The sequence below is a fragment of the Roseateles sp. P5_E4 genome (genome assembly GCF_054049255.1).
On record NZ_JBFUMS010000001.1, the window covers coordinates 548,186 to 564,819 of the forward strand.

Genomic DNA, 16,634 nt, shown 5'->3' on the forward strand with positions numbered 1-16,634 from the left:
CGGGGTTCAGCGCGGAGCTTGCAGCAGGGTTGTGACATCCAGCCGATAGGCCCGCCATGCGGGCCAGGCAGCGGCCAGCAGCGCCAGGGCGCCGGCCAGCAGCGGCACCAGCCATTCGGCTTCGCTCATGCCGAGCTGGCCCAGGCGCAGCGACTGTCGCTCGGCGAGCAGACGCTCCAGCAGCGCAACAAGGCCGTGCCCAGCCACCAGCCCCAGCACGGCGGCGAGGCCGGCGAGCAGCAAGGCCTCCAGCGCGATCAGCGCCGCGACGCGCGAGGCCGGCGCGCCCAGCATGCGCAGCATCGCAAGATCGCCCTGGCGTGCCCGCACCGCATGCAGCAACGCGACCCAGACCGACAGCCCCGCCGCCGCGAGCAGCACGATGCCAAAGCCCCGCAGCACTTCGGTGCCGGCGCCCACCAGGCGCATCAATCGGGCTGTTTCCAGCGCCGGCGCGGCGGATTGCAGGCCGTCCTGCGCATTGACCCAGCGCGGCAGCATGACGGCGGCCAGCGGGCTGCGGTAGCGCACGAGGGCGAGCGTGATCTCCTTCCTTTCGCTCTCCTCGTCGTGTGAGACGGCGTGGTCTTCGTGCACCTCCCACACCGATGCCAGATCGGTCAGCACGAGGCGGTCCAGCACGCTGCCGGATTCGGCCAGCACGCCGACGACCTCGAACTGATGTTCGCCATGCGCGCCGCCACCCTCGGCCAAGCCGTGGCTGCCGGCGAAACGGTCACCGGGCTTCAGCCCGCTCGTGCGCGCGACTTCGGCGCCGAGAACGGCCTGCATCGGTTTCGTCCAGAGCGCGCCCTGCCCCATTTGGCCGCCATAGAGATCGATGTACGCCGGCGTCGTGCCAGCGATGCGGTAGCCGCGGAAGGAGTCGCCCAGCGACAGCGGCACAGCCTGGGCGACGAGGGGCTGCTGCTTCAACAGCTCCAGCGTCGCCAACGGGATATTGCCGGTCGGCGCGTCGAGGTGGAAGACACCGGCCAGCATGATCTGCATGGGGCTGCCCTTGGCGCCGACGACGAGGTCGATGCTGGCGAGGTCGCGCTTCAGCCCCGCCTCGACCTGGGCACTGGCGCGCAGCACGAAGGTCACGGCGGCGAGGCCGAGCGTCAGCAGCAGCAGGTTCAGCGCTGTCGTCAACGGGCTGGACCACAGGTATCGCCACGCGAGGCGGATCACAAGACCACCTCGCTGACGTCATCCCGCTCTGCCAGCGCTTCGACGACACGCGCGTCATGGCTGGCGATGACCAGCGTGCAGCCCTCGCGCTCGGCCGCATCGAGCAGCAGGGCCAGCATGTGCAGGGTGTGCTCATCGTCCAGGTTGGCGCTGGGTTCATCGGCCAGCAGCAGGCGCGGACGGCGCATCAGTGCGCGCGCGAGCGCCACGCGCTGGGCCTGGCCAACGCTGAGCTGGTGCGGCCGGCGATTCGCCAGCTCAGCAATGTCCAGCGCCTCCATCAGCTCGGCCGCGCGCTCCGGGTCGGCGCCCTGCCCTGCGGCCAGCGCCGGCAACGCCAGGTTCTCGGCCACAGTCAGCGCCTCGCTCAAATGCAGGCGCTGGGGCACGACGCCCAACGTGGCTCCACGCCAGGCGTCCAGCGCGCGCGGGCTCAGCGTCTGCAGCTCGGTTTGCGCAACGTTCAGTTCGCCCTGTTGCACGCGCAGCAGGCCCGCCAACAGGGCCAGCAAGGTCGACTTGCCCGAGCCCGAGGCGCCACGCAGCAGCAGATGCCGGCCCGCGGCGAGCGCGAAGTCGGCATAAGCGAGCTCGGCGCCGCCGGCGTAGCGATGGCGCAGGCCGCCCCAGGCCAGCATCACTTGACCAGGCGCTTGAAGCTGGCCAGGAACTTGTCCACCTTGCCGGCAACGACGAAGGCGCAATAGCCTTGCTCCGGGTTGCGGGCGTAGTAGTGCTGGTGATAGGCCTCGGCCGGGTGGTAGTCGGTCTCAGGCAGAAATTCGGTGACGACGCGGCCGGCGTGATGGTCGTTGGCTTCCTTGATGACTTCGGCCGCGAGTTGGCGCTGGGCCTCGGTATGCCAGTAGATGCCCGAGCGGTATTGCGTGCCGACGTCGGCACCCTGGCGGTTCAGCGTCGTCGGGTCGTGGATGGTGAAAAACACCTCCAGCAGTTCTCGCAGCGAGACCTCGGCGGGATCGAAGTCGATGCGCACGACCTCGGCATAGCCGGTGTTGCCGCCGCAGACGGCCTCGTAGGTCGGCTTGGGTCCCTGGCCATTGCTATAGCCGTTCTCGACGTGGTGCACGCCGCGCACGCGCTCGTAGACGGCCTCCAGGCACCAGAAGCAGCCGCCGGCCAGGGTGATGCGTTCGAGATTCGTAGCAGACATGGAATGACCTTCAATGAGCGCCAAGGGAGAGCTCGACATGGGGGCGCCAGGTCTCATCGCAACCCTGGTCGCAGAGCTTGGGCGCGGCGAGAAAGACGCGCGCATTGGGCGCGCCGCGGGCCAGCAGCGCATCGCGCACCGCCGTGGCGCGGGCCACCGCCAGCTGGCGCAGTGTTTCGTCTCCGATGGCGTAGCTGCCCAGCAGCAGGCCGCGCATCTGCTCGGGCGGCAGATCCTTGGCCAGGCCGAGCAGGTTCTTGGGCTTGTTGGGCAGCTTGCTGGCCTGGTAGAGGCGCTTGAGCGCGGCATCGGGTGTTGCGTTTTCGGCTTTGAGTGCGCTGGCCAGGCGCTGTTCACGCAAGGCCTGGCCTTCGGCGGCGATGCCGGCCCAGCCCGTCAGCGTCAGCTGCACGCCGGGCTTGTCGACCAGCAGCTTGGCTACGCGGTCGAGCTTGGTCGAGTCGGCCAGTTCGACGCCACCCGGCACGAAGGCGATCTGGGCCTCCTCGGGTGCGTCGCTGCCGCTGAACAGGGCGAAGGGCGAGGTCAGCGCCTTGCCGATGAGATTGAGCACGAGCTTCCAGACCAGGCCGCCGACGCTGAACTCCGGATCGTTCAGGGAGCCGCTGACGGGCAGGTTGACGTCGATGACGCCGTTGCCGTCCTTCAGCAGCGCCACGGCGAAGCGCACCGGCAGCGAGGTCGCGTCAGGGCTCTCCACGCGCTCGCCAAAGGTCAGCTGGTTCAGGATGATCTGGTTGCTGGCCACCAGCTGGCCGCCGGGCTCGACCTTGTAGCGCAGCTTGGTCGACAGCTTGCCGCGCTCGATGGCGTAGCCGGCGTATTTGGCGGCGTAGGGCGACAACGGCGCCAGCTCGATGTCGGTCGCGTTGGCGGCAATGTCCATGGCCAGTGGTGCGCCCGGTTTGAGCTGACCGTCGATCTCCAGCAGGCCGGTGCCGGCGACCTTGCCCTTCAGTGTCAGCGGCGCCATCGCGCTGCTGGTGGACGAGAAGGCGCCCAGCGAGCCTTGCAGCTCGGTCAGGCGGGCGCTGTAGTTGGGGCGCACGAAGCGGTCGTTGAAATCGACGACGCCGCGGTTGACGCGGATGCGTTCGGCGGCGAATTCCGGCTGCGCTGCCGATGCGGCTGGCGCGGGCGCTGCAGCCGCTTCCGCCGGGCCGATGTCGCGCAGATTGAAGCGACCCTGGTCGTTGACGATCAGGCGGGCATAGGCGTCTTCGAGCAGCGCGTCCTTCACGGCCAGGCGTGGCGGCGCGCCCGGCGCCAGGGCGAGCTTGAGGCCGTCGAGCTGCAGTGCCTGCCAGCTCAGCAGGTCTTCGCCGACGACGCGCTGGCCCTCGACGACGCGGGTCTGCAGCAGCGCCAGCGGCCCGACGCGCACGTCGCCGCCCACGTTGGCCGTCCAGGCGCCGCCGGCCTGCTGGGCGGTGACTTCAGCCTTCAGTCCCAGCTCGGCGCGCTGCAGATGCAGTCCCCAGGCCGGGTCGAGGTAGGCGTTGAGCAGATGCAGCGGCAGGGCCTTGGCCTGAAGGCTGCCGCTGGCCGAGAGCGGCGCAATACCGACGCGGCCGCTCCACTGCAGGCTGCCGGCGCTGGCGGCGATGGGCTGATCATTCGCGCCGAGGGCCGCGAGTTGGGTGGTGATCTGCACCTGCACCGGCGTTGTGGCGGGCCAGCTCAGAGCGCCGAGCTGCAGGCGCAGCGGCTCGGCGGTCAGTGCCACGGGCGTGACGCCTGCGGGCACGGCGGCGTCCTGCCAGCGCAGTGCGCCGCGCTCGACCGTCAGGCCAGCAAGCTGCACCTTCCAGGCCGGGCCGGCAGCGGACGCGGCGCTGTCAGGCGGCAGCAGGCCGGCGATGTTCAAGCGGCCACTCTGCTCGCGGGCGAGCAGAGCGCGCGGCGCGTCCAGCGCCAGCGTGCCGAGGGTGATGGCGTGCGTGGCGGGCTCGACGCTGGCCTTGTCGAGCTGGGCCGAGGCCAGCGTCACCAGCCGCGGCGCGCCGGGCAGGCCAAGGCGAGCGTCGCTGATGCGCAGCTCGGCCAGGGTCAGCTGGGCACGGTCGGCAGCGCCTTCGGCCAGCGGGTTCGTGACGGTGAGGCCAGCCTTGGTGGAGAGGCCGGCGACCAGCCGTACGCCGCTGGGCAACGGCAGCCAGGCGGCCAGGCGCTCGACGGCGAGGCCATCCAGCTCAGCATCAGCCTGCAGCAGCTCGGGCGACAGCTTGGCCTGGGCCGTCAGCGTGGCCCGGTCCAGGCGCAGGCTGGCGTCGAGCTGGGCAGGCGACTTCAACGGCCAGGCGGCTGCGCCGAGCTTGATCTGGATGGCCTCTAGCGCCAGGCCCTTGTTGAGAGTGAAACGACCCTCCTTGACTTCCAACCCGGCAAGGCTGAACTGCCAGGGGGCCGCAGTTGGCGATGACACGCCGCCAGACCCTGACCCTGCCGGCAGCGGGCGCAGCCAGGCATCGGGCGACTCCAGCAGGATGGCGCCGAAGCCCAGCTGGCGACGCAGCGGTTGCACATCGGCGAGCGGCAGGCTCAGCCGCTTGAAGCCGAGCAGGGCCTGGCCGTCGGGCTGGGTCAGGGCCAGCTCGTGCAGCTGGATGAGGCCACTGAGCTTGACACCCGGCGTCTGCTTGGGGCGCTCGGCAAAGTCCACCGCCACGTCGACATCGAGCCTGCCGCCGGCCAGTCGGATGGGCGCGCTGGCAGGCACATAGGCGGCCAGCGGTGCGAGATCCAGCCCGGCAAATTTGAAGGACAAACGAGCACTGACGTCATCGTCAAAGGGCAGCGCCTCGGCGCGGCTGTCGAAGGCGACGCCGTCGAGCTTGCCGTTCAGCTGGGGCTGCACCTTGACCTTGACGTCGGCCGGCAGCGTCGACATGAAAGGCAGGGCCAGGTGAAGGCCGGCCAGCTCGTGCTTGCGCTGCACCGGGCGGTCGTCGAAGAGGATGCGACCGTCGGCCAGCTCGATGTTGTAGACGGCGAACTCGGCGTCCGGCTCCTCGGGCGCCCCGGGCTTGGCGGCAAAGCGCTGGATCAGGTCGTCGATGTCATAGCGGCCCTCGGCCACGCGGGCGAGGCGCAGTTCGGGCTTGGTCAAGGCCACGGATTCGATGACGGCACGGCCGCGCAGCAGAGAGCGCAGCGACAGGGCAGCATCCAATTTCTGCAGCTTGAACAGCGGTGGCTGCCCGGCGTCGGCGCCGGCAATACTCAGCCCTTCGATGACCAGGGCCAGACGCCAGGGCTGGAAACTGGCCTCCTCGACGGTGACCGGCCGGCCCAGGGCCTCGCTGGCCAGTGCAGCGCCACGGCCGGTAACCCAGCCGGGTAGCGCCAGTGTCACGACCAGCAGCAGCAAGGTGACCAGGGCCGACAGCGCGGCGATGGTCCAGAGGGCGAGGCGGGCGGGGGAACGGGAGGTCACTGTCACGGCAAAAGCATTATTGATGTCGGCGAAGATGCCACAGGTGATCTCCCTCGACTATTCAGGCTTCAAGACGTTGCTGCTTGCCGCCGCCCTGCCCCCAGCGCCCCTGTTGCTGCTCGCGGCCTGGGGCGGTTGGCGACTCCAACGAGGCCGGCGCCTGGGCGGGGTGTTGCTGGGCCTGGCGCTGATCGGCGTCTGGCTGTCGGCCACCGAGGCGGTGGGCGAACTGCTGAGCCGGGCCGTGGGGCTGCCCACGGCTCTTGAGCCAGCCCGGATTGACGCGTTGCGCGCTCGCTCAGACGGCGCGGTGCTCGTGCTGGGCGGCGGCGTGAAGCGCCATGCGCCTGAGTTCGCCGCTGGTGCTCCGGCCCGCATCACCGCCGAACGCCTGGCCTATGGCGTCTGGGTTGCCCGGCGCAGCGGCTGGCCGCTGGCCTTTTCCGGCGGTATCGGCTGGACAGCGACTGAACTGCGCGAACCCGAGGCCGACATCATTGCCCGCGTGGCGGCTCAGGACTATGGCCTCCCACTGCGCTGGGCCGAAGCCAGTTCACGGGACACGCGGGAGAACGCCGCCCACACGCTGCCGCTGCTGGCGAAGGCGGGCGTGAAACAGGTCGTGCTGGTCACGCATGAGGCGCACATGCGCCGCGCGCTGCGCGCCTTCGAGGCCGAGGCCGCACCGTTGGGTCTGACGATGCTGGCGGCCCCCATGGGCCTGCGCGATGACGCGTTGAGCAGCTTTGACGACTGGTGCCCCTCCGTGGAGGGCTTTGCACGTGTGCGCTATGTGGTCTACGAGACCTTGGCGTGGTGGGCGGGCCGATGAGGCGCCACAAATAGAAACCCCGCCGGGCTTTAAGGCCGGGCGGGGTGGGTGGCTATGCCACCTTGGGGCTCCACGGCGATTTGCCGAAGGGCTCCTGGCGCGCAAGGGATTGCGCCAGAGGTTGTGCCTCAAAAGGCATCTCAACAGTAGGCGAGCACGCTCAGGGCTTCAAGAAGAGTTGCCCGAATAGCGCCTCGGCCCGCGCCGTGATCTCGGGCGGCAGGCTGATACCGCGACCCCATTCGCGGCTGGTCTCGCCGGGCCACTTGTTGGTCGCGTCCAGCCCCATCTTGCCGCCCAGGCCGCTGACCGGTGAGGCGAAGTCAAGGTAGTCGATGGGCGTGTTGTCCACCAGGGTGGTGTCGCGCACCGGGTCCATGCGCGTCGTGATGGCCCAGATCACTTCCTGCCAGTTGCGCGTGTCGATGTCGTCGTCGACCACGACGATGAACTTGGTGTACATGAATTGGCGCAGGAAGCTCCAGATGCCGAACATCAACCGCTTGGCGTGGCCGGGGTAGGCCTTCTTGATCGACACGACGGCCATGCGATAGCTGCAGCCTTCGGGCGGCAGGTAGAAGTCGACGATCTCGGGAAACTGCTTCTGCAGGATGGGCACGAAGACCTCGTTGAGCGCAACGCCAAGGATGGCGGGCTCGTCCGGCGGCTTGCCGGTGTAGGTCGAGTGGTAGATCGGGTTCTTGCGCTGGGTCAGGCGAGAGATCTCGAACACGGGGAACCAGTCCTGCTCGTTGTAATAGCCGGTGTGGTCGCCGAATGGGCCTTCCAGCGCGTGCAGATAGCCGCCCTTTTCCTTCAGCGGCACGCCGCGCTCGCTGACGCCGACATAGCCCGAGGCGGCGGGCGGGATGTGCCCCTCCAGCACGATCTCGGCCGAGGCCGGTGCCTGAAGCGGTTGGTTCTTGCCCACGCCGGTATTGACCAGTTCAGTACGCGAGCCGCGCAGCAGGCCGGCGAACTGATATTCGGACAGGCTGTCTGGCACCGGCGTGACGGCGCCCAGGATGGTGGCCGGATCGGCACCGAGGGCCACGGCGATCGGAAACGGCTCGCCCGGATGGGCCAGCGCGTGGTCGCGGAAATCCAGCGCACCACCGCGGTGCGCCAGCCAGCGCATGATGACCTGGCGGGGGGAAATAAGCTGCTGGCGGTAGATGCCCAGGTTCTGGCGGGTGCGGGTCGGCCCCCGGGTGATGACCAGACCCCACGTGATCAGGGGGGCTGCGTCGTCCGGCCAGCAAGTCTGTATGGGCAGGCGGCCAAGGTCGATGTCGCTGCCCTCCATGACCTCTTCCTGGCAGGCCGCGCGGCGCTGCACGGCGGGCTTCATGTCCCACAGGGCCTTGGCCATCTGCAACAGTTTGCCGGCGTCTTTCAGGCCCTTGGGTGGGTCGGGCTCCTTGAGGCTGGCGAGCACCCGGCCGACATCCCGCAAATCGGCCAGAGACTCAGCGCCCATGCCGAGTGCGACGCGACGCGTTGTCCCGAAAAGATTGGTCAAGGCGGGGGTGGAAAACCCGGCCGGCGCCTCGAACAGCAGGGCCGGTCCGCCGGCCCGCAGCACGCGGTCGCTGAGGGCCGTCATCTCCAGCACCGGCGAGACTTTTTCACGCACGCGCTTGAGCTCTCCGAGGCCTTCCAGGCCGGCGATGAAGTCCCTCAGATCGCTGTATTTCATAACCAAAAGTAGTTTTGAATCGATAAAACAACCTTGACTGGTTATCTTCGACCCTTAAAATTCGTCGCTTCGGGTTTTTACTGAAGCCCAACCGGCCAGGTCCTCCGGGCACAGAGATGCCACAGACCAGAGCAATCGGCCGGGAAATTATCACCGTCGCCCCACCCAGACCGCTTCGCATCGAGGCAGCCTGAGGCGGGTTGCGGCACAAGGAGTCGAATGACGACACGTCAAGACCTGTTCAGCCTGGCTCGCCACACGCGGGATTCGGCGTCGCTGTTCATCAAGGACATCGGCAACGGCCTGCTGGTGGTCAGCCACAACACACTGGCCCTGCTGGGGCTGGCTGTGGTGTCGGTGCTGCTGGTGTTCACGAGCCAGGCAGGCCTGCGCGAGAAAGTGGAATCCGCCACCCTCGGCTGGCTGAATGCCCGCCACGAAGCGCGTGCCGAGGCCGAGGGCAACACCCTGATGGCGTCGGCCGAGCCCGACGCCATCGCCCGCGCCACCGCCACCGACCCCCGCGAGCTGAGCCGCCAGCAGGCTGCCGTCGCCCATTGGCTGGCGCGCCGCTACAGCGTGGCGCCGGAGCCCATCAGCCGCCTCGTGCAGGAAGCCTGGGCCGTGGGCCAGCGCGCCAAGGTCGAACCGACGCTGATCCTGGCCATCATGGCCATCGAGTCGCGCTTCAACCCTTTTGCGCAGAGCGCCGTTGGCGCCCAGGGCCTGATGCAGGTCATGACCCGCGTTCACGACGACAAGTACGAAGCCTTCGGCGGCACGTTGGCGGCCTTCGATCCGGTCACCAATCTGCGCGTGGGCGTGCAGGTTTTGAAGGAATGCATCCAGCGCGCCGGCGGCCTGGAAGAGGGCCTGCGCTATTACGTCGGCGCGGCCAATCTGGCCGAGGACACAGGCTATGCGGGCCGCGTGCTGGCCGAGCACGACCTGCTGAAGGCGGTCGCGGCCGGCCGCACGGTGCCGACCATGACGACCGTCCGGCCGCTGGTGCGCGAAGCGGCGTCTGCCCCCTCGACCGGCGACTCCGCCCAGGTGGCCCTGCTGCGCTGAGGCGCGGCTGACATACACTGAGCATTCACGCGACTGGCGATCAGGGTCACTAGCTGACCTGAGGTGGGCCACCACCGGGGAGCGTGAGGCGGCTGTCCTCTGTCGACATGACAACCGCTATCAGCCGTTCGCCTGGGCAGCCTTGGGACATCACGCCTGCCGTGACCGCCGGGGATTCACCGCCTGACCTTCGGAAACACCAGCATGTTTGACCGCAACACCTCCACCCTCGCCTTGGTCGACCCCGAACTCTGGACCGCCGTCCAGAACGAGAACCGCCGCCAGGAAGACCACATCGAGCTGATCGCCAGCGAGAACTACACCTCGCCGGCCGTCATGCAGGCCCAGGGCAGCCAGCTGACCAACAAGTACGCCGAGGGCTACCCCGGCAAGCGCTACTACGGTGGCTGCGAGTACGTCGACGTCGTCGAGCAACTGGCCATCGACCGCCTCAAGGCATTGTTCGGCGCCGAATACGCCAATGTGCAGCCCAACTCGGGCTCGCAGGCCAACCAGGGCGCCTTCTTCGCGCTGCTGCAGCCGGGCGACACCATCATGGGCATGAGCCTGGCCGAAGGCGGCCACCTGACCCACGGCATGGCGCTGAACATGAGCGGCAAGTGGTTCAACGTCGTCAGCTACGGCCTGGACGCCAATGAAGCGATCGACTACGACGCCATGGAAGCCCTGGCCCGCGAGAAGAAGCCCAAGCTCATCATCGCTGGCGCCTCGGCCTACTCGCTGCGCATCGACTTCGAGCGCTTCGGCAAGATCGCCAAGGAGATCGGCGCCTACTTCATGGTCGACATGGCCCATTACGCCGGCCTGATCGCCGCGGGCGTCTATCCCAACCCCCTGCCCCACGCCGACGTCGTCACGTCCACCACGCACAAGAGCCTGCGCGGCCCGCGCGGCGGCATCATCCTGACGAACGACGAGGCCATCGCCAAGAAGATCAACTCGGCCATCTTCCCCGGCATCCAGGGCGGCCCGCTGATGCACGTCATCGCCGGCAAGGCCGTGGCCTTCAAGGAAGCCCTGACGCCCGAGTTCAAGGTCTACCAGGAGCAGGTCGTCAAGAACGCCAAGGTGCTGGCCGACACGCTGATCGAGCGCGGCCTGCGCATCGTCTCCGGCGGCACGGAGAGCCACGTCATGCTGGTGGACCTGCGTCCCAAGAACCTGACGGGCAAGGAAGCCGAGGCCATCCTGGGTGCCGCCCACATGACCTGCAACAAGAACGGCATCCCCAACGACCCGCAAAAGCCCATGGTCACCAGCGGCATTCGCCTGGGCACGCCGGCCATGACGACGCGCGGCTTCAAGGAGGAGCAGGTGCGCCAGACGGCCCACCTGATCGCCGATGTGCTGGACAAGCCGCATGACGAGGCCAACCTGGCCGCCGTGCGCGAGAAGGTTGCGGCGCTGACGGCCGCCTTCCCGGTCTACCGCGGCTAAGTCGAGCCTCAATGCGCTGCCCGTTCTGCTCTCACACCGAAACCCAGGTCGCCGAGACCCGGGAGTCGGATGAGGGTGACGTCGTCCGGCGCCGGCGCCGCTGCCTGTCCTGCGACAAGCGCTTCACGACCTATGAGCGGGCCGACATCGCCATGCCATCGGTCGTCAAGAAAGATGGGCGGCGCGCCGATTTCGACGCGTCCAAGCTGCGTGCCTCCATGCAGCTGGCCCTGCGCAAGCGGCCGGTCAGCGTCGAGCAGATCGATGCGGCCATCAACCGCATCGAGGAGAAGCTGCTCGCCAGCGGCGCCCGCGAGCTCGCGTCCACGCGACTGGGCGAGCTGGTCATGCGCGAGCTCAAGCGCATCGACAAGGTCGCCTACGTGCGATTTGCGTCGGTGTACCGCAGCTTCGAGGACGTCGACGAGTTCCGCCAGCTGATCCGCGAGATCTGATACCGGGTTGACCCTATCCCCCGGCGGGGGGAGATGAGGGGGAGACGAGGGGGACGGGGCACCCGCCACCCCTCTTCGTTCCGCCTTTGGGGGGAAAGACGCGGTGAGCCCCGCTTCCTAGAGTTCGTTCCATCAACAACGAACCCAGGGAAGCACCATGAACCGCACCGCCAACACCCGTCGCAGCAACCGTGGTTTCACGCTGGTGGAGCTCTGCGCCAGCGTCGGCATCTGCGCCGCCCTGCTCGGCCAGGCCGTGCCGGCCATGGGCACGATGCGCCAGCAGCAGCAACTGCGCGTCAGCGCGGACACCCTGGCCAGCGACCTGCGCCTGGCGCGCAGCGAAGCGGCGCGGCTGAGCGACTCGGTCTACTTCCGCGTCAGCGGCAAGGGCGCCAACGCCTGCTATGTGATGTACATCGGCACCCGGAACGATTGCGATTGCACTGGCGGCAAGCCCGTGTGCAAGAGCCAGAGCAGCCAGGTGATCAAGGCCGAGTGGCTGCCGACGAGCCAGCCGGTGCGCCTGAGCAGCAACGCCGAGACGCTCGAGTTCCAGCATCGCCAAGGCCTGGTGACGCAGACCGGCAGCATCGACCTCGCACTGAATGGCGGACAGACCATCCGCCAGGTGGTGGCCATCACCGGCCGGGTGCGCAGCTGCTACGTCGGCGCCGCCAAGGTCAGCGGCATGCCCAAGTGCGCCTGAGTGCACCGGTCGGTCGCCCTTCATTCGTGGTGGATGCCGACGAGCGGCATAACTCGGGGGACAAGCGGCTGAAATGTTACTGATCGTTGTGACGTAGTGCCGAAAATCGGTCGATGTGCTTCCGTTCCTGTTCGCGACGCCGTGGCTTTTCGCTCATCGAACTGATGGTCGTGCTGGTCATTGCCGGCATCCTCGCCGCAATCGCCTACCCCGCCTACACCTCGCACCTCCTGCGTGGTCGTCGCGCTGACGCCATTTCGGCGCTGACCGTCATCATGCAGGCGCAGGAACGTTATCGCGGCAATCGAAGCAGCTACGCGTCTTCAGCGACCACCCTGGTGCCGGAAATCGCGAAGGTCGCACCGCTATATGACATCAAGATCTCCGCCGGCAGCAATGGCGACTTCGATATTGGCTATGTCGTCACCGCCACGCCGGTTGCGGGAAGCAAGCAGGCCGCCGACGTGACGTGCAAGTCCTTGGTGGTGGAGCTGAAAGGCGCAACGCCGTTTTATTCCGCGACTGGCGACCCTACCAACAGTGGGACGGACAGCGAAACCACCGCCCAATGCTGGCCTCGATAGTCATGAAAAATCACTTTCATGCCCTGAAAGCTCGCATAGCCGGCTTGACGCTGATCGAAGTACTGGTCGGCGTCGCCGTGCTGGGTGTCATCTTGGCAGTGGCTGCACCTTCAATGGCAGATCTGCTCGAGAAGCGCCGCGTGATTGCCGCCGCCGAGGAAGTGGCAGGCATATTGAATTACGCCAAGGCGGAAACGAATGCGACCAATTCGCAGCTGTTAGTGAAATTCGCCCCCCCTGCTTCCAGCATGAGCTGTGCGCTGGTCGCAACCACTGGCCCCGCAAACAATTGCCGCTGCTGGAAACCAGTGAACGAAGTATGCCCTGGCGCCCAAAGGCCCTTGCGCCTGTTTCAGCTGCCTTTGACCCATGTGAAGTTTGAGGCCAGCGCCAAAAGTTGGGGCGGACCAGGGGCACCAAGCAATGCCATCCGCTTCGCGCGAGATCAGATGACCATTGCCGCGGAGAATTTCAGCGTGGAAGTGGTCGGCACGGGAAAGGGCTACACGCTGCGCGTCGAAGTGAATGACGCAGGTCGTGTCAAGGTTTGTGCGCCGGCTGTCCCAAAGCAAGGGGCAACGCTGTTCAGCAAGATGAGTGGGTACGGAGAATGCAGCCCAATACCAGCACCCGCACCCTGAGTGCAACGTCCAAGGCTCAACGGGGTATTGGCCTTGTTGAGTTGATGGTTGGCATCACGGTCGGTCTGATCGTCACTGCCGGCGCGGCCATGGTCGCAACCCGGCAAATCAATGAGCACCGGCGCCTGATGCTGGAGGTCCAGATGCAGCAGGATCTGCGCATCGCCGCCGATCTGCTGCAACAGGACCTGCGTCGGGCCGGTTATCGCGGCCTGCCGGCCAACAGTGTCTGGGAACCCGAGCACGACGCGGGCGCCATTCCCGCCAAGGAGGCATCGTCCAGCCCTTATGCAGCAGCCTCCGCAAGCGCAGGTGGCGAGCAACTTCTCTATCAGTATGCGAGAACCGCTAGCGGTGTGCTCAATACGAAGAACGTCCTGACGAGCAACGAGCAGTTTGGTGTGCGTTGGAAAAAGAGCAACAAGTCGCTTGAAATCCAGCTCGGCCAAGACAACTGGCAGCCCATCACAGACCCGGATGCTGTGCAGATCGAAAATTTCGTCGCGAACGTGGTGACGCAGCAGGTGTCGCTCGCCGAGCTCTGCGATCCCACCTCGGCCTGTGTGGCTGCGGGCACCTGCCCGACGCAGGGCGTGAGGCGCGTCGATTTCACGATCAAGGCGGTTTCCAAGTCCGACCCCACCGTCAAGCGAACCTTGCAGGTCAGCGAGAAGCTGCGTTCCGATGAAATCAGCGGGGCCTGCCAATGAAGCGCTGTTTCATGTCCCGCGAGCAGCGCCAGCGAGGCGCAGCCACACTGGTCGTGGTCATGGTGCTGTTCCTTGTCATGGCTTTGCTGGCTGCCTATGCCAACCGCAGCCTGATGTTCGAGCAGCGCATTTCCGGCAGCTATTACCGCGCCAGCATGGCGCAGGAACTGGCGGAAGGTGGCGTGGATTGGACGCTGGCCATGTTGAATGGCGCCGCACTTGACGGCGATTGCAAGCCGGTGGCCACGGGCGGCACGCGTTTCGTCGACAAATACCTCAACGTTTCGGCCGCGGACCGCGCCACGACAAGCAAGATCACAACTGCCGCTCCCGGCCTTGCCGTCGATTGCTCGGCCACCGGTGCCGGCCTGGCCTGCCGTTGCCCCGAGCCCAACGCGCGAACCACCCAGCCGGGCACGGCTGTCAATGGTGAGCTGGTCCCGAGTTTTGGTCTCGCCCTGGGCACCGACACCGACACGCACTACGGCAGTTTCCAGGTGATCGGCTACGGCTGCACGGACAGCAGCATCGACAACTGCGCTACCGTTGATCAGGAGGCGCGCAGCCAGAAAGCCGCGGCCATGTCTCGACAGAAGGTCACGATCGGCTTTGTCGGCGCCGTCCCGTCGTCGCCGGCTGCGCCGTTAACGGTCAAGGGCGTGCTGACCACTTTGGGCGCCGGCGGCTTGGGCCTGCACAACACCGACCCGCGCTCTGCCGGCCTGCTGGTCGTGTCCGGCGGCGGCGTGCCGGCACTGAATGAGGACCGCTTGGACAGCGTGCCCGGCACGCCATCCACTCAAGCGCGGGTTTTCGATGACGTCTATCTCCACAGCCTCGGGAACAACACGCAGGACAACACCAAGTTCTTCCGCAACTTCATGGGCATGGCGCCCAGCCGCTATCGAAACCACCCGGCGGCTTACGAGGTCGCCTGTGCTGGCGGTAGCTGCGGGACGCAGCTTTTGGCTGCCTACGACGCAGGCCAGCGCATCCTGATCGTGCGCAGCGCCATGTCGATCGATTCGAATGTCACCCTGGGCACGGCGGCCGCACCGGTGTTGATCGTCGTCGAGGGCAACGTGGACATCGCCGGGCCCATGCAGTTGAGCGGCATGCTGGTGGTTCTCGGTAATCTGCGCTGGACCAACGGCGGCGGCGGGGTGTCTCAGGTCACCGGCATGGTGGTCGTGCAGGGCGACATGGTTGCCGACGGGCGCATGGACATCGTCTACCGACAGTCCGTCGCAAGCGAACTGCGCAACCGTGTCGGCAGCTACGCGCGCGTGTCGGGCGGCTGGATCGACGAGGACACGAAATGATCGAGTCCACCATGGCCAAGCCACTTCCTTCCCGACTTGCCCGCCGCACCTCGCGGCGCCAGCGCGGCGTCACGCTGATCGAGGCCCTGGTGGCCCTGCTGGTGATGTCCTTCGGCATGCTCGCCCTCGTGGGCTTGATGAGCAACCTGCGCCGCGGCGCGGACCTGGCCAAGCAGCGCAGCGAAGCCATGCGCATTGCCCGAGCTGAATTGGCCAACTTGAGGGATTTCTCGGTGCTGACCAGCGCAGGGGCGCCGGCGGGTGCCAAGGCCTATGCAGATATCACCAATCAGGCTGTGGCGACGCCGGTGACGCCGGTCGACGCCAACACCACCTATAACGTGCAGCGCTTCGTCAGTGCAGTGTCAGGCGGGCCAGCCGTTCAGATCCGTGTCAGCGTGACCTGGAACGACCGTGTCGGAGACCCGCAGTTCATCAATCTGGACACGGTCATCGCCGGCGTCGATCCGCTGTTCAGCGCCGCCCTCGGCTTCGCGCCCCCGGCGGGACCCATCACCCAGCCTTCGGCCCGCAGTCCGCTCATCCCAGCGGGGGCCAAGCAGTTGGACGGCAAGATCAGCGCCTTCTATCCGGACCACTCCAGCAATGTGATCTGGGTCTTCAACAACATCACCGGCGTCATCACGGGCGTCTGCACAAATGCGGCCGGCACCCTTCAGTCGGCCCTCACCGCTGCGGATGTCGAGGCTTGCAAGAACGGCACCCGGGTTGGCTATCTCTTGAGTGGCGTCATTCGCTTCTCCAACACCAACCCGCCCAACCCGACGGCGCCCGGTGGCACGGCCATTCCTCTGGGTCTGCGCATCGTCGACGGCAGCTACGCGCTACCCCGCCTGAATGCGCAAGGCGCGCCGGTGATGAATGGCGGCAGCATGGTGCTGGACACCTTCACCGCGACGGCGCCGACCGTCGACTGTTTCGAGGATTCGCCCAGCGCATCACCGAGCGCCCAGCCTTTTGTCACCTACAACTGCATCGTCTACCCCGATACCACGACAAAGATCTGGTCAGGCAAGCTGGAGCTGACGCGCATCAGCCTGGGCACGACCGCTGCTGAATACCGCGTCTGCCGCTACAGCGCCGACTACAACGGCAATGGCAGCATCTATACGTCTGATTGGAAAGCGCTGGAGAACGAAGAGCATCCGGCGGTCTATGGCCGAGTCACCGGCTCTTTGGTGCGCCAGAACTTCCTGGTCGTCCGCGGCGATCTCGACTGCCCGACGGCGCCAGCGGTAGACCCGAACAACAGCGTGTTCGCCGATTACTCGACCGTTCAGTCGCAGCCGACGCCCGGCCCGTAGTGC

15 protein-coding genes and 1 riboswitch are annotated in these 16,634 nt (G+C 66.9%); of the genes, 10 read left to right on the forward strand and 5 right to left on the reverse strand.

Going from position 1 to position 16,634, the window contains the following annotated elements; translation table 11 throughout:
* Positions 1-6 precede the first annotated feature (6 nt).
* From ACXJLH_RS02315 to ACXJLH_RS02330, 4 genes are read right to left on the reverse strand one after another with little or no spacing between them, the layout of a single operon-like run.
* A complete protein-coding gene (locus ACXJLH_RS02315; protein WP_056202362.1) occupies positions 7-1,194 on the reverse strand; it encodes an FtsX-like permease family protein in 1,188 nt (395 codons plus the stop codon).
* Positions 1,191-1,832, reverse strand: a complete 642-nt coding sequence (locus ACXJLH_RS02320) for an ABC transporter ATP-binding protein (RefSeq protein ID WP_056202358.1) — start codon at positions 1,830-1,832, stop codon at positions 1,191-1,193. Before ACXJLH_RS02320 ends, ACXJLH_RS02315 begins: the two co-directional genes overlap by 4 nt.
* Positions 1,832-2,368, reverse strand: a complete 537-nt coding sequence (gene msrA / locus ACXJLH_RS02325; protein ID WP_457442348.1) for a peptide-methionine (S)-S-oxide reductase MsrA — start codon at positions 2,366-2,368, stop codon at positions 1,832-1,834. The genes ACXJLH_RS02320 and msrA overlap by 1 nt, the downstream gene beginning before the upstream one ends.
* Positions 2,369-2,378: 10 nt before the next feature.
* Positions 2,379-5,825: a DUF748 domain-containing protein gene (locus ACXJLH_RS02330; RefSeq protein ID WP_457442349.1), complete on the reverse strand. Its 3,447-nt coding sequence runs from the start codon at positions 5,823-5,825 to the stop codon at positions 2,379-2,381.
* A gap of 43 nt (positions 5,826-5,868) precedes the next feature.
* Between ACXJLH_RS02330 and ACXJLH_RS02335 the strand changes: the two genes are divergently transcribed.
* Positions 5,869-6,657 (forward strand): YdcF family protein, encoded by a 789-nt coding sequence (locus ACXJLH_RS02335; RefSeq protein ID WP_162247846.1) that lies wholly within the window; start codon positions 5,869-5,871, stop codon positions 6,655-6,657.
* A 160-nt stretch (positions 6,658-6,817) separates the two neighbouring features.
* Here the strand turns inward: ACXJLH_RS02335 and ubiD are convergent, their stop codons facing one another.
* Complete coding sequence (ubiD, locus tag ACXJLH_RS02340) at positions 6,818-8,356, reverse strand: 4-hydroxy-3-polyprenylbenzoate decarboxylase (protein ID WP_457442350.1); 1,539 nt, start codon at positions 8,354-8,356, stop codon at positions 6,818-6,820.
* Between the two features lie 219 nt (positions 8,357-8,575).
* Between ubiD and ACXJLH_RS02345 the strand changes: the two genes are divergently transcribed.
* From ACXJLH_RS02345 to ACXJLH_RS02385, 9 genes are all read left to right on the forward strand, one after another.
* Positions 8,576-9,427 (forward strand): transglycosylase SLT domain-containing protein, encoded by an 852-nt coding sequence (locus ACXJLH_RS02345; RefSeq protein WP_457442351.1) that lies wholly within the window; start codon positions 8,576-8,578, stop codon positions 9,425-9,427.
* Positions 9,428-9,446: 19 nt separating this feature from the next.
* Positions 9,447-9,572: riboswitch (ZMP/ZTP riboswitch) on the forward strand.
* A 59-nt stretch (positions 9,573-9,631) separates the two neighbouring features.
* Positions 9,632-10,885, forward strand: coding sequence for a serine hydroxymethyltransferase (gene glyA / locus ACXJLH_RS02350; RefSeq protein ID WP_457442352.1), 1,254 nt, complete (start codon positions 9,632-9,634; stop codon positions 10,883-10,885).
* Between the two features lie 11 nt (positions 10,886-10,896).
* Entirely contained in the window at positions 10,897-11,340 is a 444-nt protein-coding gene (gene nrdR / locus ACXJLH_RS02355) for a transcriptional regulator NrdR (RefSeq protein ID WP_056202338.1), read from the forward strand.
* 157 nt (positions 11,341-11,497) lie between these two features.
* The gene (locus ACXJLH_RS02360) at positions 11,498-12,049 is read left to right on the forward strand and encodes a GspH/FimT family pseudopilin (protein WP_457442353.1); all 552 of its coding nucleotides are present in this window, start codon (positions 11,498-11,500) and stop codon (positions 12,047-12,049) included.
* Positions 12,050-12,162: 113 nt separating this feature from the next.
* A complete protein-coding gene (locus tag ACXJLH_RS02365; RefSeq protein ID WP_457442354.1) occupies positions 12,163-12,633 on the forward strand; it encodes a type IV pilin protein in 471 nt (156 codons plus the stop codon).
* A 2-nt stretch (positions 12,634-12,635) separates the two neighbouring features.
* Positions 12,636-13,274 (forward strand): pilus assembly FimT family protein, encoded by a 639-nt coding sequence (locus ACXJLH_RS02370; RefSeq protein ID WP_457442355.1) that lies wholly within the window; start codon positions 12,636-12,638, stop codon positions 13,272-13,274.
* Positions 13,244-13,984, forward strand: a complete 741-nt coding sequence (locus ACXJLH_RS02375) for a prepilin-type N-terminal cleavage/methylation domain-containing protein (protein ID WP_457442356.1) — start codon at positions 13,244-13,246, stop codon at positions 13,982-13,984. The genes ACXJLH_RS02370 and ACXJLH_RS02375 overlap by 31 nt, the downstream gene beginning before the upstream one ends.
* An 11-nt stretch (positions 13,985-13,995) precedes the next feature.
* Positions 13,996-15,306, forward strand: a complete 1,311-nt coding sequence (locus tag ACXJLH_RS02380; protein ID WP_457442357.1) for a PilX N-terminal domain-containing pilus assembly protein — start codon at positions 13,996-13,998, stop codon at positions 15,304-15,306.
* On the forward strand, positions 15,303-16,631 hold the full coding sequence (locus ACXJLH_RS02385) for a type IV pilus modification PilV family protein (RefSeq protein WP_457442358.1): 1,329 nt from the start codon (positions 15,303-15,305) through the stop codon (positions 16,629-16,631). The genes ACXJLH_RS02380 and ACXJLH_RS02385 overlap by 4 nt, the downstream gene beginning before the upstream one ends.
* Positions 16,632-16,634: the final 3 nt, after the last annotated feature.